This is a genomic window from Kribbella sp. CA-294648 (assembly GCF_050943845.1).
Taxonomy (GTDB): Bacteria; Actinomycetota; Actinomycetes; order Propionibacteriales; family Kribbellaceae; genus Kribbella.
The window spans coordinates 1,002,401-1,020,410 of sequence record NZ_CP191981.1 but is presented as its reverse complement, the minus strand read 5'-3'; the positions used below and the strand labels follow the sequence as shown (position 1 = coordinate 1,020,410).

Sequence of the window (18,010 nt, the reverse complement as noted above, 5' to 3'; positions counted from 1 at the left end):
AGGGCCGGGCCGGCACTACGTCCTGCGCCTGGGGGCCAACCGTCAGGGCCGGTCGGCATGTCCTGCGCCTTGGGGCCAACCGTCAGGGCCGGGTCGCGGCCAGGTGCGCGAACGGGGGTGGGCCGAGGATCTCGATTCCGCCGTTGTCGCGGCCCGACTGCTCGATCCGGCTGAAGTCGACCTGGTGGGCGGCGCCTTCGACGTACGGCTCGCTCGCTCCGAAGAAGAAGTCCTGCCCGATGCCCGGCGTGATCAAGCAGAGGATCCTCGCCGTCTCCGAGGTGACCAGGAACGCATGCGGCAGACCGCGCGGCACCATCACCATCCCGCCGGCACCGACCTGGCGCTCAGCGCCGTCCAGGTGCATCAGGAGCTCGCCCTCCAGCACGATCATCGACTCCTCCACCTCGGGGTGGCGATGCAGCGGCGTGACCTTGCCGCGCTCCATCACATCCTCGAACAGCAGGTAACTCCCGCCGGTCTCCTCGGCCGTGGCCAGCCAGCGATGCACGCCGCCGCCGGAGAACCAGCGCAGCTCACCTTCCCCAGCGTTCCTGACGATCGCTCCCCGTCCACTCACTGTCCCCATCTCCTTCGCTTGTGAGACTTAGGTCTCACCATGAGAGTGCGGTATCATTTCCGGCGTGTCAATCCCCTACGAACTCGGCGGCCGAGCCCGGCAGAAGCAGCGGACCAGGGACGCCCTGGTCGCGGCCGCTCGTGAGCTGGTCGCGTCCGGACTGACACCCACCGTCGAGCAGGCAGCCGCGGCCGCTGAGATCTCCCGCCCCACCGCGTACCGGTACTTCCCGAACCAGCGCGCACTGCTCTCCGCGGCCCATCCCGAGACTGCAGCCACCACGATGCTGCCGGCGGATGCGCCAACCGACGTGAGCGAACGCCTGGCAGCCGCGATCGACAGGTTCACCACATTGGTCCTCGACACCGAGGATCAGCAGCGCACGATGCTGCGCCTGTCGCTCGAGGCCGATCCCGCCGAGCGGGCGGCGCTCCCGCTGCGCCAGGGCCGGGCGATCGCCTGGTTCGAGGAGGCACTGGAGCCCCTGAGCGCTGAACTGTCGAAGGAATCCGTTCACCAGTTGGCGATCGCGATCCGCAGCGTTGCCGGGATCGAGGCGCTCAGCTGGCTGCTCGACGTGGCGAAACTGCCACACGAGGAGGCGGTCGCAACGATGAAATGGTCCGCCCAGTCTCTGCTGTCCGCGACCCTGGCCGGCTCACCGCCGCCCACCGGGCCCGGCCCTGGCCCCGGCCCTGGCCACGCAGGAGGCGGCCAAACAGGAGGCGGCCGGCGGCCGGGATCGGATTGAATGGAGTCCATGGAGACCGGGCTGATCGTGCGCCAAGGCGTCGTCATTCCCGAAACCGAGCTGTCCTGGCGGTTCTCCAGGTCCAGCGGGCCCGGCGGCCAGTCGGTGAACACCACTGACAGCCGGGTCGAGCTCAGCTTCGACGTGGCCGGCACCACCGCGCTGAACGACGTACTGAAGGCCCGTGCGCTGGAGCGACTCGGGTCACGGCTGGTGGACGGAGTACTGACCGTGACCGCGTCGGAACAGCGGTCGCAGTGGCGGAACCGGGAGGCGGCGCGGACCCGGCTGGCCGCGCTGATCCTGGAGGCGATCGCGGCACCACCCCGGAAACGGCGACCGACACGGCCGAGCAAGAACGCGGTTCGGCGGCGGCTGGACGAGAAGAAACGCCGGGGTGAGACCAAACGCCTGCGGGGACGACCGACCGACTGACCTGCGGCGGCCCTCTGGGTAGTTAGGCTTCCACCGTGCAGGAACAAACGGGGAGCGGTGACCGGGAGGAATTGCCGGAGCTGCAGGACATCAAGGTGCGCGGCCGGTCGCTGCGCACCTGGGGGATCAGCGCGGCGGCAGTGCTGGTGGCGATCTCGGCGGCGTTCGGCGGCCTGAGCAAGGCCGAAGCCGAGGTCCCGCAGGCGGCAGCCGGTACGGCGATCGACGCCGGCCAGTTCGAGGTGACGATCCAGCGGGTGGTCGTGGTCAAGGACCTCAAGCCGCTGTTCCAGCCCGACGAGGGCGGAGCGCTGATCGCGGTGGTGACCAAGTTGAAGGTCACCGACGACACCGGGGTGAGCCCGCCCAGCGACCTGATCCGGCTGATCGGCGTACCGGGGATCAAGGACACCGACCCACCGGTCGGCAGCACCAATCTGCGCGACGCGACCCGCAACCCGGTACTGACGCCCGGGCACGGCGAGGACGTCGCGTACGTCTGGAAGTTGCCCAAGGCAAGCTCGCTGCCGGCCGACGTCAAGCTCACTGTGCAGCACTACCAGCACGTCCAGGAATCCCTGCTCGACAGTCACGAGAAGTGGATGCCGGACGCTGTCGCGGCCGAGAGCACCGTCCCGGTGAAGGACAACAGGAAATGAGCGCGCCCCCACCGCTGGAGCAAGCGGCGCGGCACGACTCCACCCGGCGCAAGGTGCTGAACGTCGCGCTGGTGATCGTCGTCCTGGTCGCGATCGTGGGCCTGTACCGGCTGACGCCCACCCAGCAGGACATCCAGCAGCCGGTCGAGGTGAACGGCATCGTCGGCAAGCCGGTCAAGACGCCGCGGTTCGAGCTGACCGTGCGCAGCGTGCAGGTCGGCAAGAAGCTGCGGATCCCGCGCTCGGCGCCGGACCGCGACACGCTGTCCGACTTCGTCGTCATCGACGCGACGGTCAAGGCGACCCGCGAGCCGATCCACCTGAGCAAGGTGTCGATCAAGGCCGCCGACGGGACCGTGTACCTCGGCGCCAACCGGGCCGGCCTCGACCGGGTCGACCTGACCGGGTTCGAGTTCGCACCGGACATTCCCGCCCAGGGCTCGTTCGTGGTGGAGATGCCCGCCGACCAGCTGCCGGGGGCGGTACTGCGAGTGATGGAGAAAGCGATCTTCAGCGATTTGGAGCCTCAGGCAACCATCCCGCTCGGCGTGGAGAAGGACCAGCTGGACGGGCTGCGCAAGGACGTGGCGATCCTCAACGCCGCGGACGCGTCATGAGCAGCGCACGCCGGGCCCGGCCGGGCTGGTTCCGGAAGAACACACCGGCACTGCTGTCGCTCGTCCTCACAGTGCCCTTGGCCGGCTGGTGGACCACCCACACCGACTACAAGTCCTGGTACGACGCTGAGCCGCGTGAGGCCGTCACCGTCGCGGCGGGCGGCACGCAGTACGCGGATGCCACCTGGTACGCCGCAAGTGTCGAGGTGGACCCTCAGCCGACGCGCAAGAACGCAGTACCGGACCCCCTGCCCGAGGGGACGACCCGGGTGCGGGTCTACTTGCGGCTGCAGGTGGACGACGTGAAGAAGCTCGAGTCGGTGAGCGGCTGCCAGGTGCACCTGCGTGCGCCGGACGGGCGAATCTGGGACGCGTCGAATCTGGAAAGTGACTTCCAGGACCGGCCCACGGGCTGCACCGGCGGGTACGACGACAAGCCGGCTTCGTTCCGGGACCCGAAGATCGCGCAGTACTACCTGAAGCCGCAGGCCGGGAAGCCGTTCGAGACGGTCGCCGTCTTCGTCGTACCGGAATCGGTGGCGTCATCGGTCCAGCCGACCGTCACCTGGGCCACTAGGCTTCCTGAGTATCTGGCATTCCCGAGGTAGCGGCGGTCAGGTCGGCCACGCCCTTGTCCTCCTGCGGACCCGACGCGTGCGCCGCGTGCGTCCTGGTCCCCGTCTTGAGGTAGCCGGCGAGGCCGCCGATCATCCGGTCGTACGCCGCCGCCAGCAGGCTGACCTGGAGCATGATCTTGAGGCCGTCGGTGACCAGGTTGAGCGGCTCGTCGATGACCAACCAGAACCGCAGTGAGTGCGGGCCGAGCACGAACTCCTTCAGGAAGATCCACACCTCGCTGGCCAGGAACGTGACCACCGCCCAGGCGAGGAAGTAGCCGAGCATCGGCCGCAACCCGGACCGGACCACCAGCCGAAACGCGTCGGCCACCGGCGTCCAGCGGTCCTTCCAGTCCGACACCACCGAGTTGCCGGCCACCCGGACGATCTTCGGGGTCTGCTGCCAGCGGTTCGTGATCCGGTCGAACTTCCAGCGCCGCTCGATCTTCTGCGCCTTGTGCACAGCACGGCCGTAGATCACCGCGGTCATCGTGATCCACATCAGCGGCAGCACCGCGGCACTCCACAGGTCACCGACACCGGCCGCCACGAACCCGGTCACGGTGTCCCAGATCTCCCGGACCTTCGCGACCCCGAGCACCTGGTCGAGCACCCAGCTGTAGGAGTCCTGCAGCCAGGCCCAGAACTGACGTTCCTTCAGCCAGTCCTTCGGCGACGGGATGAACGAGGATGCCTGGTAGATCACCACGAAGATCCACAGCGCCTCGAGATAGGTGACGAACAACCGGCGTACCGGGCCGCCCGCGGTGTTGCCCTTCTTCTTGAAGAAGAACCGCAGCACGTACGCCGTCAGGCCGAGCCCGATGAACAGCCAGGTCGAGAGCGACTCGAGCCCGGTCGGAGGCGGAGTGGTCGTGCCGCCGTTGAGGGTGGTCGCGACGGTCTCGTTGACCTTGTGAACAGCCAGCTGGTACTCGTAGTCGAGCGCCTCGGCCTGCAGGAATTTGTAGGCGGCGTAGAACGCCAGGAACGGCAGCAGCGCCACCGTCAGCGCGTCGAGCGGCCGGTTCTCCTTGCCAGGCTCCACACCATCAGGCGCGAGCACCCCCTCGGCCACGGCACGACGATGGAAGGGCAGCTCGCCGCGTAGTACGAGGAACATCGCCACGTACATCGCCAGCGAGACCACCACCAGCAAAGCCAGCACGGCAATCCCAGCCGCCTCAGCCTTCGCCCCCGCCTGCACAGCCACCCACTGCAACCCCCGATGCACCAGCTGCGCAATCAGGAAAACAGCCAGCAACCGAGGCCAAGCCTTCCCAAACAAACTCCCCGCACGCCCCACCGTAGTGAGCAACGTCCCCGATTCCATCGCCACAACCCAGCAATCTACCTCCCCACAGGTCCGCCGCTGGCTTCCCGACCCTGTGGATAACCCACCAGCTGAAAGCACCCCCGCGGATAAACTTAGTCAGGAAGAACAGGAGGCGGCACAAACCCACAACGCAAGGCCCTCGGCATCAGGCCCCGCCCCCACCCGTCGATGCGGCATCGCCCGCTGGTCGCCGTGAGCGGGCTGCGTACGGCGGATGGTGCGGTCAGCCGCCGGCGAAGGGCGGGAGCGCGTCCACGACAGCACCCTCGGGGAGATGTGCGTCCAGGTCCACCCGCTCACCATCGAGCAGGAACGAGCAGATGCCGAGCACCCGGGCCAGCTCCGGCCGTTCAGCCGAGACCACGTCCACGAGTTCCTTCACGGACCCCGCCTGCGCGGTCGCCGTGGACTCGCCTGCCGCCGACCGCGCGGCGGCGAAGTACCTGATGGTCACTTCCGGCATGTGGGTCCGGCCTCACTAATCGGTTAAGTCTTCCGCTATTATGTCAGCTTGCTGTTGCTATCCAGTGTGACTCGGGCCCCCGGCAATGACGCCGCTGGGGCCTGACGTGCATAAGGACCGGGTCGCCCACCAGAGATCCGACGACCAGCACAAGGAGACAGCGTGAGCACGTTGCTTCTGCTGACGAACGCACTGCAGGCTTCCACCGAGGTCCTGCCGTCGCTCGCCCTGCTGCCCCACCAGATCCGGATCCTGCCCGCCGAAGTCGCCGCCCTCGTGGACGCGCCGGACGCCGACGCGGTCCTCCTCGACGCCCGCCGCGACCTGGTCTCGGTCCGCGGAGTGTCCCGGCTGATCCGCACCACCGGGATCGACGTACCGCTCATCCTGGTCGTCACCGAAGGCGGCCTGACCGCGGTGAACGCCGACTGGGGCGCCGACGATGTCCTGCTCGACACGGCAGGCCCGGCCGAGATCGAGGCCCGCCTCCGGCTGGTCATCGGCCGCCTGGCCGCCGTCCGCAACGAGGACCCCGACACCTCCCTGATCCGCAGCGGCGACGTGGTGATCGACGAGGCCTCGTACACGGCGAAGCTCAACGGCCGAGCACTCGACCTCACCTACAAAGAGTTCGAACTGTTCAAGTTCCTCGCCCAGCACCCCGGCCGCGTCTTCACCCGCGAGCAACTCCTCCAGGAAGTCTGGGGCTACGACTACTTCGGCGGCACCCGCACAGTCGACGTCCACGTACGCCGCCTCCGCGCCAAGCTAGGCCCCGAACACGAATCCCTCATCGGCACCGTCCGCAACGTCGGCTACCGCTTCGTCATCCCCCCAACTCCAACCCAAAGAGAACCAGCCGAAACCCCCGCCTAACCGCGCGCCGCCGGAGGCCCAGCCCGACGACGGCCATCTGTCGCCTTCCCGGCCACCCCGGTCACAGGCTTGGACTGCCCAACCCACCACCCTCGGCGAGCTCTCCATTCGCCGGTACCACTTGGCGCGCTCACGGCCCCGGGCTGTTAGCACCTGAGACCACCGGCCCTACGGCACCGCCGGCCCCCGCTGGGCACCGCCGCCCAACACCTGCCCTGACGGCTCCTCGCCCACCGGGTGCCGCCGGCCCCACCAATCGCCCCCGGACACCTGCCGGATCGCGACGCCCACCCCCCAATTTCGGTGCGACCACCCCGCCGTTCGCCGCGTGAAGTCTGTACTGGTGGGCATTCTGGACTGGACCGGGCGGTCATCAGCGCCGTGGACCAGAGCGTATTTTTCCTGCTACCGTGCGTATCCGGTCCTCTCACGGAAGGTGACCGATGGCGCACGCCGCTCCGACTTCGCACCGCAGAGGTGCGCGAGCTTCACACCCCAATCACCGCGCGGACGGCCCGGTACAGCTCACCACCTGGCTCGGCCTGACCTTCGCCCTGCTCCTCGGCCTGACCCTGACCGGCCGCACCCACGTGGGCATCCACGCAGCAGGACTGACCCTCCTCATCATGCTCATCCCCCTCACCCTGGCCGTCTACATCGCGGCCCTCCGCCACGGCCCCGGCTCCCCCAAGGCAGCCATCGTCACCGCCGTAGCCCTCACCCTCACCCTCCTCAAACTCCTCTTCTAACCAGAGGCCGGATCACCAGGCGCCAACCCTCACCACCGACACCAGGGCCCCGCCGCCATCCTCTGCGGCACCGCACTTAGTTGCCGCCCGCATCGAGCGCTTGCCCGCGACCCCACGGTGCACGACGTCAGCGCCATCCCCATGCTGCGGCCGTTGTCGCGCGAACACCCGAAGCCCTCCGCTAGCAGAAACCACCGTGCCGTTGCCGCAGGCAACGTCGGGCCGCCGCCAACAGCATTGCGCCTCGTCAGCCACGACGTAGTCGAACCCTGCAGGCAGGCGAACAGCCAGGACCTTCTGCACGAACAGGCGAGCCCGGACATACGAACGCCCGGGCGCCTCTCGAGGAGAGGCCGGCCCGGGCGTGCGCCGTAGTACGGGTTAGGAACCGATGCTGATCCGGTTCGTCGGGCCCGGGGTGTACGGGTCGTGCGCCGCCAGGTACTTGGCGAACGCGTCGATGTCCAGGCCGCCGAAGAACTTGTCGGTCGCCGTGGTGAAGGCCGGGAAGCCGTCACCACCGTCGGACAGGAAGTTGTTCGCGACGATCCGGTACGTCGTACCGTCCACCAGCGGCTGGCCCGCGATCTTGATCGAGCCCGCCACCACCTTGGCGCCCGGCGTTGCGGCCGGGTTGTAGGTGTAGGTGATGCCGGCGATCTGGAGCACCTTGTTCTGCGCCTGGTTGACGCCGGAGAACTGCTGCTCCAGCAGCGCCTTGATCTGCGTCCCGGTCATGTCCATCGAAACCAGGAAGTTGTTGAACGGCTGAACAGAGAACGCCTGACCGTACGTCACTGCGCCGCCGTTCGACTGGAGATGCTCCCGGATGCCGCCCGGGTTCATGAACGCGGCCACCGGCGTCTTGCCGTTGGTGATCGTCGAGGTGTCAGCCAACTGCGCGTCCGCGATCAGGTTGCCCAACGGCGACTCCTGCGAGTCGTCCGGCGTCTTCACCACTGACGGAGTAGTGATGTGGCCGACCACCTTGGACTCGATCGGCGCAACCAGCTCCTGGTACTTCGCGATCAGCTTGGTCATGGACCGGTCCTTCGGCACGTCCCGGGTCACGATCTGGTTGTTCGCCAGCGTGTTCAGCCGGTCCACGTCCTTGGTGGCCAGGTCGATGCTCAGCCGGACCTCGGTGACGACCTTGCCGAACGCAGAGGAACTGGTCACGAGGCGCGGCTTGCCCGCCGGGTCGTTGATCGAACAGTTGTAGGCCTGGTGGGTGTGGCCGGTGATGATCGTGTCGATCGCCGGGTCGAGCGTCTTGGCGATGTCGGTGATCGGCCCGGAGATCCCCGGGCAACTGTTGAACGCCCGCGGGTCGGCCGGCATCCCGCCCTCGTGCAGCAGCACGACGATCGCCTCGATACCGTCCTTCTTCAGCTTCGGCACCAGCGCGTTGGCGGTCTCCACCTCGTCCTTGAACGACAGCCCCTCGACACCGGACTTGGTGACGATGTTCGGCGTGTTCTCCAGCGTCATGCCGATGAACGCGATCTTCTGGCCGCCGCGGAAGGTCTTCACCGTGTACGGCGCGAGCAGGGTCTTGCTGGTGTTCTCGTAGAACACGTTCGCCGACAGGTAGTCGAAGTCGGCGCCCTCGAACTCCTCCTCCGGATCCGGGCAGGAGTTCTGGTTGTTCTGCCCGTCGCCGTCGTCCAGGCAGCCGCCCTTCTGCATCCGCAGCAGTTCCTTGTAGCCCTCGTCGAACTCGTGGTTGCCGACCGAGGTGGCATCCAGGCCCATCTTGTTCATGGCCTCGATGGTGGGCTCGTCATGGAACGCGGCGGACAGCAGCGGCGTACCACCGATCAGATCCCCCGCGGCGACGGTCGCGGTGTCCTGCCCCTTCGCCTTGGCGGCCGCGCGCAGCATCTCCAAATGGGTCGCCAGGTACTCCGCGCCGCCGGCCGGCGTTCCGTTCACGTTGCCACTGGAGCTGGTCGCCGGGTTGGGCACCAGGTTTCCGTGGAAGTCGTTAAGCGCGAGCAGCTGGATCTGGGTGTGCGTCGGCTTGGGTTTCGCCGGCGCAGCCTGGGTCACGGTTCCCCCCGTGGCCAGCCCGAGTACCACGGCGGCGCCGGCGGCCACCAGGGCAACAGCCCGGGGTCCCCTCAGCCACGTCTTGTCTCGTCCTGTGAAGGCCATGTCTTCTCCGTCGTCGTTTCGATCACCGCTGGTGCGCGGTTCCCGAAAATTACCCTGCAACGGCGTGGCTGACCAAGGACTCGGCGATGAACTGAGCAGGACCTTTTACGGTATTGAGGTGACCCTCGAAGTCGTTCCCTCCCCGCTGCCCTCGGCGACCGCCGCCACCGTGACCCAGCTCGCTCACGCGGCTGCTCAGAGCGACGGAGTCAACCCACTCTCCGAGCACACCCTGCTGCACCTCGACGGGGAGCACCCCGGCGACGCCCACCTCCTCGCATACGCGGGCGAACCGGGCTCGTCCGACCTCGCCGGATACGCCGCACTAGGCCCTGACGGATCCGCCGAGCTGGTGGTAGACCCGCAGTACAGGCGCCAGGGCTTCGGTACTGCGCTGCTGCGGGTGCTGCTCGACCATGGCGGCTCCGCGGTGCGGGTGTGGGCCCACGGGCGCCTAGCCGGATCGGATGAGCTCGCAGAACGACTCGGGCTGGGGGTGGCGCGAGAGCTGTACTTTCTGCGCCGTACCAGCGCACCAGTACCGGCTGCAGTGTGGCCGGACGGGATTTCGGTACGCACCTTCGTACCTGGGCAGGATGACAGCGCATGGCTGGCGGTGAACGCAGCCGCCTTCGCCCACCACCCGGAACAGGGCAGCTGGACACAGGCGGACCTGGCAGACCGGCTGCAACAGCCCTGGTTCGACCCTGCGGGCTTCTTCCTCGCCGTCACGGCAGACGACTCCGTCGCCGGCTTCCACTGGACCAAGGTGCACGAGGACGAAGGTGACGAGCCCTTCGGAGAGGTGTACGTCGTTGGCGTCTCCCCCGACCACCAGGGCACCGGCCTGGGCAAGGCCCTGACCCTCGAGGGCATCCGCCACCTGCAGGAAGACCGAGGCCTCTCGTCAGTCGTCCTCTACGTAGACGGCACCAACACCGCAGCCCACACCCTCTACACCAACCTGGGCTTCACCACAGCGGCGCTGGACGTCCAGTTCGCCCCAGTGAACGAGGTCACACCGAGTTCCCCTGATAACTCCGCGTCATAATCCCCACCCCCACCCGTCCCACCCACAACCAGGAGCCGTCCGAGCCACTTACCCCCCAGCCGGGCGGCTCCTGGCCCCCACCCACTTATCCACAACCTGCACCAATTGACACTGCACCCCGCTCCCACCTCCCGCTACGATCAAGATCGACTACGGAGAGGTGACAACCGTGACTACCCGCAACAGGCAAGCCACCGCCCTAACCCTGGCCTGCCTCTGCGCCGCACTCTTGGCGGGCTGCAACAACGACAGCCCCGAAGCCGGCCAGCCAAACACGGCCCCGCCAGAGTCCGGATCAACTTCTTCGGCCACGTCGCCGACGGGTAGCCCCACGCCAAGCAGCAGCAAGCCGAGCGTGGCGCCCGAACGGCCAGCAGCAGCTCAAGGGCTTTCCCTGGCCGCTGCTGAGGCATTTGTTCACCACTACAGCGATCTGATGAACTACGCGTCCGACACCGGCGACGCCGCTCCCATGCTCAGAGCTAGCGAGGCTGGATGCGAGGCCTGCCAGACCTACGCGGAATTCGTGAAGACATCGAATGCGGCTAACGGGCTGCTGGCAGGTGACTACCGCGAGCACCTCAAAGAGGTCTCTGAGCTGGTTCGCGGTCAAAGCGGTCGGTTGGGTGGTTCCGCGGTCGTGACAGTCGGCGAATACGTGAGTCGGCAGACCCCATCTGCGACGCCGTTCAAGAGCGCTGCGGAAACTTACACCCGCGAGCTCGCCTTGGCACCACAGAACGGCAACTGGGTGATGTACGAGATGAAACAAGCCGAACGATGAAGCCACACCTTCCGGCCGTTGCACTCGCCGTCGCTCTCTGCGTAGGGGCGGCCTTGACCTTCAAACCTGAACTCGCGGCAGCGGCGGGTAGCCTCCCGTCCGTCAACGAGACACCCAAGCCGAAGAAGCCTCCCGTCATCATTGCGAAACCGACGAAAGATGGCGTCGGCATGAGGGGGAAGGGGAACGTCAATGGCCGTCTCGCTTCTACTAGACCTCCCAAGAAGGCCAGGACTTCTGCGTCCTCGAAGGACAGGCGAAAGAGAACGCGGCCGGACGCTCCGAGACGGATAACGGGACCCCTTCGACACGATGGCATTCGCTTAGACATCGGCATCTGTGGACATGTCGGGGATGCTCCGGGGCTGACCAGATGCCTGCCGGCAATTGAAGATGACCGCCCGGTTCAGCCTAATCAACCAGAGCTACCGGTCGCGCCACCGAGCATGGTGGTTGTGCAGCAGATTCCGCGGCCGGAGGACGTCACCTGGGATCAGGTGTTGAGTGAGGTCAAGAACGTTGCGTTCCCCCAGTTGACCGTCAAGGTGCAGCCGGCCGGGCGGACCTTGGTCAATCTGGACACAATCGTCTACACGGACAAGTACAAGGTGTACTCCCAGACCGTGACTGTGCTCGGGTTTCCCGTCGAGGTCCAGGCGACTCCCGAGAGTTACACCTGGAACTTCGGTGATGGCACCACCCTCGTCACTAGGACGCCGGGGAATCCTTACCCCTCAAAGGACATCATCCACAAGTACATGAAGAAGGGCGGCGTGAGCCTGACGCTTACCGTCGGCTACGAGGCCCGATACAACGTGGCGGGTACCGGCTGGCGGTACGTAGGAACCGTGCCAATCACAGGGCCGGTGACCCCACTACAGGTCCGCGAGGCCGTACCGGTACTCGTCGAACCAGGGCGCTGAAACGACCGGCGTTCGCCACCGGGCGGGCTGGACAAATCTGGGGTTCCCGGGAACCCCCTATCGCCGCCAAATCGCTTTCGCCAGGGTCCGCGACCGCGCTCGGACGACAACCACTTATCCACAAGCTGCAGGAACTGACATGCCGCTGCGCTCCCACCTCCGGCTACGATCGAGATTGACTACGGAGAGGTGACAACCGTGACTACCCGCAACAGGCAAGCCACCGCCCTAACCCTGGCCTGCCTCTGCGCCGCGCTCTTGGCAAGCTGCACCAACAAGAGCCCAGAAGCCGGCCGCCCGAACACGGCACCGCCACCATCGACAACCTCGCCGATAGCCACTAGTTCGCCATTACCGTCGGGCAGCGTCACGTCAACGGCTGCCCCTACGCGACCTTCCACAGCATCCGGTTCGAGCTTGGCGGCTGCCGAAGGGTTTCTTTCCCATTACATCGACCTTCTCAACTACGCGTCCGAAACCGGCGACCCTGAGCCCTTCCTCAGCGAAAGCGATAAGGGATGCGTGGGCTGTAAGGGTATCGCCGACCACACTCGCAAGTTCAATGTCAAGAACGGCAGTCTGAAGGGCGACTTCAAGGATCGCCTGGTCAGCGTCAAGGAGTTCTCCCACGGCGAGGAGGGGCGCTTGTTTGGGTCAGCCACCCTCAAAACAGGCACTTTCGAGGAGCGGGTGTCACCGGGAGCCTCACCCGTGCCACAGCCCGCGAGCACTGGAACAATGGAGTTCACCCTTGTCAGCAAGGCGGGAAACTGGGTGATGTACGAGATGCAGATCAACCAATGAACCGACTCGGTTACTCGAAACTGACCCTGCTCACGGGATTCCTCGCGCTAGGCGCCATGCTCGCTACAACCACGTACAGTAGCGCTTCCGCCACGAATGAAATCAGAGTCGCAGCCCCGTTTGCGCCTAACCCGAAACCTTCCCCCAAGCCGCCCAAAGTTGGAGGAAAGGTAGAAAGGTGGGGAGCGTCACTGCACGCAAACAAACAGACAAGCCGCCTTCGCTCCAAGAACAAGGCACGCCCCTCTGGGAAGGCTATCTCCTCGTCGAAGACGCAGCAGACTCGCGGACCGGCGCGACACCGATCTACCCGACCGAAGACGATCAGTCCGCAGCCGTTCCGCCTCAACATCGGTATCTGTGGCCACCCCGGCGGGAACGCACCCCACCTGATCAGGTGTCTACCTTCACTGGACGAACCAGACGCGGTAGAGCAGCCGAACCTGCCGCAGACGACGACGCCAACTACGGCACTGGTCATTCCAATGCCTCGCCCGCAGGACGTGCAGTGGGAGGAGGTTCTAGCGGAAAGCAAAAATGTCGCATTTCCGAAGCTGCGAGTAAAGGTGCAGCCAGCTGGGCGGACGTTGATCAACCTGGAGACGATCGTATACACCGATGAAAGCAAAATATCGACAGCGACCGTAACTCTGTTGGGATTTCCGGTGCTAGTCGAGGCTACGCCCACAAGTTACACCTGGAACTTCGGCGACGGAACGAGCATGAACACCACGACGCCGGGGCGACCATACCCAGCGAAGGACATCACCCATAAGTACATGAAGAAGGGTGGGGTGCATTTGACCCTCACCACACACTATGTGGCTCGGTTCAATGTGGCGGGCACCGGATGGCAGTACATCGCTGGGACAGTGCCGATTACCGGGCCTGCAACGGCTTTGCAGGTTCGGGAGGCTGTGCCTGTGTTGGTGGAGCCGGGGCGGTAGTTAGCCTGCGGGGTTGAGAGCTTGGCGGATTGATTGGGTTAGGCGGGTTCGGGCTGATTGGGTTTCGCCGGGGAGGGCGAGGATGTTGGCGTAGCCGTGGACCATGGTGGGTTCGCAGGTGTGGGTTACCTGGACGCCGGCGGTTTTTAGGCGGGTGGCGTATTCGTTGCCTTCGTCGCGTAACGGGTCGAAGCCGGCTGTGACGATTAGGGCTGGGGCCAGGCCGGTGAGGTCTTCTACCAGGAGTGGGGAGACCAGGGGGTCGGATCGCATGGCTGGGTTGGGGGTGTAGTGCTCTCGGTACCAGGTGATGTCTGATTCGGTGAGGAAGAAGCCTTCGGCGAAGAGGTCTCGGCTGGGGCGGCGGCCGACCAGGTCGAGGGATGGGTAGATCAGGATCTGGTGGGCTGGGGCCGGGAGGTTTCGGCGTACGCATTGCTGGGCTACTACCGCGGCGAGGTTGCCGCCGGCGCTGTCGCCGCCGACGCCTACGAAGGCTGGGTCGGCGCCCAGGTCCTCGGCGTGCTCCATTGCCCAACTGAAGGCGGCGATCGCGTCCTCGGCTGCCACCGGTGCCTCAGCCTCAGGGGCGAGGCGGTAGTCGACGGACAGGACGCGGATGCCGGCGTCGTCGGCCAGGGCGCGGCAGTACGCGTCGTGGCTGTCCAGGTCGCCGACTACCCATCCGCCGCCGTGGAAGAAGACCAGCAGGCCGCCGGCGGAGGTGGGGGCGCTGCGCGGCACGTACAGGCGGGCTCCCAGCTGACCATCCGCGCCACGGACCGTGAGCTCGGTCACCCGCAGGAGCTCCCGGGGGTGGCCGGCGACCAGCTTCGCCGAGGTCAGCAGGTTCGCCCGGGCTGTCGCGACGGACTGCTTGTTTGTGCCCGGCAGGAACCCCTCCAGCCGCAGCAACAGCTGCAGGTCAGGGTCAAGAACGTTGCCGTCGATCTGAATCGGCGCGCCCGCCAGCTTCCGACGGATAGCGGGTGGCAGGGCCGTCACCGGCTTGAGGGCATTGCCCTGCACCGTCTCCAGGGCGGTCCGCAGCAACGTGTCCAGTCGTCGGTTCACAAGGAGTGACGCTAGCAACAATGCCCGCCCCGGCACCTACGCAACCTGCTGTTCACCCGGGGATGCGATGCTGGTGAGGTGGCTGGAGACTTGTTGGCGTCGCACAACCGGGAGTACGACGTCGAGCCCCCGTACGACATCACGGAAGCCGGCGATCTGCCGGAGGACCGGTTCTCGGACCGCGAGCTGAGCTGGCTGGCCTTCAACCAGCGGGTGCTCGAGCTGGCCGAGAGTGACCGGATCCCGTTGCTCGAGCGCGCCAAGTTCCTCGCCATCTTCGCCAGCAACCTGGACGAGTTCTACATGGTCCGGATCGCCGGGCTGAAGCGGCGGATCGCCGCCGGCGTCGCAGTACGGGCAGCCAGTGGGTTGCTGCCGCGGGAGGTTCTCGACCGGAGCCTGAGCCGCAGCCGCGAGCTGATGGACCGGCAGGCCGAGACCTGGCGCAAGGTGGTGCTGCCCGCGCTGGTCGAGGAGGGCATCGACATCCTCCGCTGGGACGAGCTGAGCACCGACGAGCGCGAGACGATGACCAGGTTCTTCCGGGACCGGGTCTTCCCCGTACTGACCCCGCTGGCCGTCGACCCGTCGCACCCGTTCCCGTACATCTCCGGCCTGTCGCTCAACCTGGCCGTCGTGGTCCGCAACCCCGACACCCGTGGCGAGCACTTCGCCCGGGTGAAGGTGCCGCCGCTGCTGCAGCGGTTCGTGCAGGTCGCCGAAGGCCGGTTCGTACCGCTCGAGGACGTCATCGCCGCCCACCTGGGCCAGCTCTTCCCCGGGATGGAGGTCACCCAGCACCACACCTTCCGGGTGACCCGCAACGAGGACCTCGAGGTCGAGGAGGACGACGCGGAGAACCTGCTCGCCGCGCTCGAGAAGGAGCTGCTGCGCCGCAAGTTCGGCCCGCCGGTCCGGCTCGAGGTGGAGGAGTCGATCGATCCGAAGGTCCGGGCCCTGCTGGTCTCCGAGCTGGGTGTCACCGAGGCCGAGGTGTTCGAGCTGCCCGGCCCGCTCGACCTGCGCGGCCTGTTCGCGATCGCTGCGCTGGATCGGGGCGACCTGAAGTTCCCCGCCTTCGTCCCGTCGACCCACCCGCACCTCGCCGAGGTGGAGACCTCCAACCCGGCCGACATGTTCCACGCGCTGAAGCAGCGCGACGTCCTGGTGCACCACCCGTACGACTCGTTCTCCACCAGCGTGCAGCGGTTCATCGAGCAGGCTGCCGCTGATCCGCACGTGTTGGCGATCAAGCAGACCCTGTACCGGACCAGCGGTGACTCGCCGATCGTGGACGCCCTGATCGATGCTGCCGAGGCCGGCAAGCAGGTCCTGGTCCTGGTCGAGATCCAGGCGCGTTTCGACGAGCAGGCCAACATCAAGTGGGCAAGGCAACTCGAGCACGCCGGCTGTCATGTCGTGTACGGCGTGATCGGGCTCAAGACGCACTGCAAGCTCTCCCTGGTGGTGCGCGAGGAGCCGGCCGGCCTGCGCCGCTACGCGCACATCGGGACCGGCAACTACCACCCCAAGACAGCCCGCCTGTACGAGGACCTCGGCCTGCTCACCAGCGACAAGGTCGTCACCGAGGACATCGCGCACCTGTTCAACCATCTGTCCGGCTTCGCCCGCACTGCCGGCTACCGGCGGCTCCTGGTCGCACCCCAGTCGGTACGCCGGGGTCTGCTCGAGCGCATCGAGCGCGAGGTGCAGCACCACTTGGCAGGCCGGCCCGCCCGAGTGCGGCTCAAGGTGAACAGCCTGGTCGACGAGGCCCTCTCCGATGCGCTGTACCGCGCGTCGCAGGCCGGCGTACCGGTCGACCTGTGGATCAGAGGTATCTGCACGATTCGGCCGGGTGTACCCGGTCTGTCGGACAACATCCGGGTCCGCAGCGTCCTGGGTCGGTTCCTCGAGCACAGCCGGGTGTTCTGGTTCGAGAACGGCGGCGAGCCCGAGGTGTGGATCGGCTCGGCCGACCTGATGCACCGCAACCTGGACCGCCGGGTCGAAGTACTGGTTCAGCTGAAGGAGCCGGATCACGTCACCGAGCTCGGCGACCTGTTCGACATGGGTTTCGACGAGCGGACCGGGTCCTGGTGGCTGCAGGCTGACGACAGCTGGCAGGCGCGGCTGAGCGATCCGGAAGGCCGGCCGCTGCGCGATCTGCAAGAACGGCTGATCGCGACGCGTGGACGGCGCCGCCAAACGGATCCCATTACGTAGGGTTGACACCGTGAGCAATCCCGCGACCGTGATCGCCGCGGGGGGTGTCGTCTGGCGGGACGACCGCGACGGCCGGCGGATCCTGCTGGTGCACCGCCCCCGGTACGACGACTGGTCCCTGCCCAAAGGCAAGCTGACGCCGAACGAGCATGTTCTGTCGGCGGCCCGCCGGGAGATCGAGGAGGAGACCGGTCAGCAGGTCGTGCTCGGTCCACCGCTCGGCATCCAGCGGTACGACGTCCGCAAGAACGGCAACACGGTCCCGAAGATGGTGCACTACTGGTCGGCCCAGCTGACCGGTGCCGAGCAGGAGTTCGTCCCCAACGACGAGGTCGACAAGTCCGAGTGGGTGCCGGTCGACAAGGCCCGGCGCAGGCTCAGTTATCCGCGCGATGTCGAGATCCTGGACGCATTGGACAAGGTCACTCCGGTCGTCTCGACACTTGTTCTGCTGCGTCATGCCGAGGCGGTCAAACGCAAGGACTGGGAAGACAAGGACACCAAGCGGCCGCTGAGCGGGCTCGGCCTGGCCACCGCCGACCGGCTGGTCGACGTACTGGCCGCTGTCGGCGTGGACCGGATCCTCACTAGTGATGCCGAGCGCTGCACGTCGACGGTCAGCCCGTACGCCGAGGCGGCCGGCCGGAAGATGCACCTGCACCCGGAGATCTCCCAGCGCGGCTACGACGAAAACCCGTCGAAGCTCGAGGGGATCGCCTCCAACGTCTGGAAACCCGGCCGGGTCACCGTGGTCTGCTCGCACCGGCCGGTGCTGCCGGCCCTGTCGAAGGAGCTGGGCCTGAAGCCCGGCAAGTTCTCCCCCGGCGCCTTCGTCGTCGCGCACCAGCTCGAAGGCGGCCGGCAGATCCACGAACGCTTCCGGGCCCCGTAGCCCGCGGACCGCCGCCACTCACAAAGCTCAGCCGGCAAGTCCTGGTCAGGCGTGGGCAGGCCATGGGTA

At 66.7% G+C, this 18,010-nt stretch carries 19 protein-coding genes; 14 read left to right on the top strand and 5 right to left on the bottom strand.

Features of this window, described 5'->3' with window-relative positions; translation table 11 throughout:
- Positions 1-82: 82 nt before the first annotated feature.
- Positions 83-580 carry a cupin domain-containing protein gene (locus ACQPYM_RS04980; RefSeq protein WP_433015500.1) on the bottom strand — a complete coding sequence of 166 codons (498 nt, stop codon included), beginning with the start codon at positions 578-580 and terminating at the stop codon, positions 83-85.
- Positions 581-644: 64 nt separating this feature from the next.
- Between ACQPYM_RS04980 and ACQPYM_RS04975 the strand changes: the two genes are divergently transcribed.
- Genes ACQPYM_RS04975 through ACQPYM_RS04955 form a run of 5 tightly spaced genes read left to right on the top strand, consistent with a single transcriptional unit; the run spans position 645 to position 3,650 of the window.
- Positions 645-1,331 carry a TetR/AcrR family transcriptional regulator gene (locus tag ACQPYM_RS04975; protein WP_433015497.1) on the top strand — a complete coding sequence of 229 codons (687 nt, stop codon included), beginning with the start codon at positions 645-647 and terminating at the stop codon, positions 1,329-1,331.
- 9 nt (positions 1,332-1,340) lie between these two features.
- Entirely contained in the window at positions 1,341-1,766 is a 426-nt protein-coding gene (arfB, locus tag ACQPYM_RS04970; RefSeq protein ID WP_433015494.1) for an alternative ribosome rescue aminoacyl-tRNA hydrolase ArfB, read from the top strand.
- A 35-nt stretch (positions 1,767-1,801) separates the two neighbouring features.
- Entirely contained in the window at positions 1,802-2,425 is a 624-nt protein-coding gene (locus tag ACQPYM_RS04965; protein WP_433015491.1) for a hypothetical protein, read from the top strand.
- The gene (locus ACQPYM_RS04960; RefSeq protein WP_433015488.1) at positions 2,422-3,042 is read left to right on the top strand and encodes a hypothetical protein; all 621 of its coding nucleotides are present in this window, start codon (positions 2,422-2,424) and stop codon (positions 3,040-3,042) included. Before ACQPYM_RS04965 ends, ACQPYM_RS04960 begins: the two co-directional genes overlap by 4 nt.
- Positions 3,039-3,650 (top strand): hypothetical protein, encoded by a 612-nt coding sequence (locus ACQPYM_RS04955; RefSeq protein ID WP_433015485.1) that lies wholly within the window; start codon positions 3,039-3,041, stop codon positions 3,648-3,650. Before ACQPYM_RS04960 ends, ACQPYM_RS04955 begins: the two co-directional genes overlap by 4 nt.
- Here ACQPYM_RS04955 and ACQPYM_RS04950 read toward each other — a convergent pair.
- Together ACQPYM_RS04950 and ACQPYM_RS04945 are read right to left on the bottom strand one after the other, a co-directional pair.
- Positions 3,616-4,872: a hypothetical protein gene (locus ACQPYM_RS04950; protein ID WP_433015482.1), complete on the bottom strand. Its 1,257-nt coding sequence runs from the start codon at positions 4,870-4,872 to the stop codon at positions 3,616-3,618. The genes ACQPYM_RS04955 and ACQPYM_RS04950 overlap by 35 nt on opposite strands.
- Before the next feature lie 346 nt (positions 4,873-5,218).
- Complete coding sequence (locus tag ACQPYM_RS04945; RefSeq protein ID WP_433015479.1) at positions 5,219-5,458, bottom strand: MoaD/ThiS family protein; 240 nt, start codon at positions 5,456-5,458, stop codon at positions 5,219-5,221.
- Between the two features lie 162 nt (positions 5,459-5,620).
- Between ACQPYM_RS04945 and ACQPYM_RS04940 the strand changes: the two genes are divergently transcribed.
- Together ACQPYM_RS04940 and ACQPYM_RS04935 are read left to right on the top strand one after the other, a co-directional pair.
- A complete protein-coding gene (locus ACQPYM_RS04940) occupies positions 5,621-6,334 on the top strand; it encodes a response regulator transcription factor (protein ID WP_360285535.1) in 714 nt (237 codons plus the stop codon).
- A gap of 443 nt (positions 6,335-6,777) precedes the next feature.
- Positions 6,778-7,083 carry a hypothetical protein gene (locus tag ACQPYM_RS04935; protein WP_433015475.1) on the top strand — a complete coding sequence of 102 codons (306 nt, stop codon included), beginning with the start codon at positions 6,778-6,780 and terminating at the stop codon, positions 7,081-7,083.
- 381 nt (positions 7,084-7,464) lie between these two features.
- Here ACQPYM_RS04935 and ACQPYM_RS04930 read toward each other — a convergent pair whose 3' ends face one another.
- Positions 7,465-9,240: a bifunctional metallophosphatase/5'-nucleotidase gene (locus ACQPYM_RS04930; RefSeq protein WP_433015472.1), complete on the bottom strand. Its 1,776-nt coding sequence runs from the start codon at positions 9,238-9,240 to the stop codon at positions 7,465-7,467.
- A 118-nt stretch (positions 9,241-9,358) separates the two neighbouring features.
- Between ACQPYM_RS04930 and mshD the strand changes: the two genes are divergently transcribed.
- From mshD to ACQPYM_RS04905, 5 genes are all read left to right on the top strand, one after another.
- Positions 9,359-10,291 carry a mycothiol synthase gene (gene mshD / locus ACQPYM_RS04925; protein ID WP_433015469.1) on the top strand — a complete coding sequence of 311 codons (933 nt, stop codon included), beginning with the start codon at positions 9,359-9,361 and terminating at the stop codon, positions 10,289-10,291.
- Between the two features lie 169 nt (positions 10,292-10,460).
- On the top strand, positions 10,461-11,075 hold the full coding sequence (locus ACQPYM_RS04920) for a DUF6318 family protein (protein WP_433015466.1): 615 nt from the start codon (positions 10,461-10,463) through the stop codon (positions 11,073-11,075).
- Between the two features lie 455 nt (positions 11,076-11,530).
- Positions 11,531-11,998 (top strand): PKD domain-containing protein, encoded by a 468-nt coding sequence (locus ACQPYM_RS04915; RefSeq protein ID WP_433015463.1) that lies wholly within the window; start codon positions 11,531-11,533, stop codon positions 11,996-11,998.
- A 417-nt stretch (positions 11,999-12,415) separates the two neighbouring features.
- Positions 12,416-12,802, top strand: coding sequence for a DUF6318 family protein (locus tag ACQPYM_RS04910; RefSeq protein WP_433015461.1), 387 nt, complete (start codon positions 12,416-12,418; stop codon positions 12,800-12,802).
- On the top strand, positions 12,799-13,749 hold the full coding sequence (locus ACQPYM_RS04905; protein WP_433015458.1) for a PKD domain-containing protein: 951 nt from the start codon (positions 12,799-12,801) through the stop codon (positions 13,747-13,749). The genes ACQPYM_RS04910 and ACQPYM_RS04905 overlap by 4 nt, the downstream gene beginning before the upstream one ends.
- Here the strand turns inward: ACQPYM_RS04905 and ACQPYM_RS04900 are convergent, their stop codons facing one another.
- Positions 13,750-14,823, bottom strand: a complete 1,074-nt coding sequence (locus tag ACQPYM_RS04900) for an alpha/beta hydrolase (protein WP_433015455.1) — start codon at positions 14,821-14,823, stop codon at positions 13,750-13,752.
- Positions 14,824-14,916: 93 nt separating this feature from the next.
- Here ACQPYM_RS04900 and ACQPYM_RS04895 point away from each other — a divergent pair, with 93 nt between their 5' ends.
- Positions 14,917-17,049: an RNA degradosome polyphosphate kinase gene (locus ACQPYM_RS04895; protein ID WP_433023185.1), complete on the top strand. Its 2,133-nt coding sequence runs from the start codon at positions 14,917-14,919 to the stop codon at positions 17,047-17,049.
- A 10-nt stretch (positions 17,050-17,059) separates the two neighbouring features.
- Positions 17,060-17,941 carry an NUDIX hydrolase gene (locus ACQPYM_RS04890; protein WP_433015452.1) on the top strand — a complete coding sequence of 294 codons (882 nt, stop codon included), beginning with the start codon at positions 17,060-17,062 and terminating at the stop codon, positions 17,939-17,941.
- The last annotated feature ends 69 nt before the right edge of the window (positions 17,942-18,010 follow it).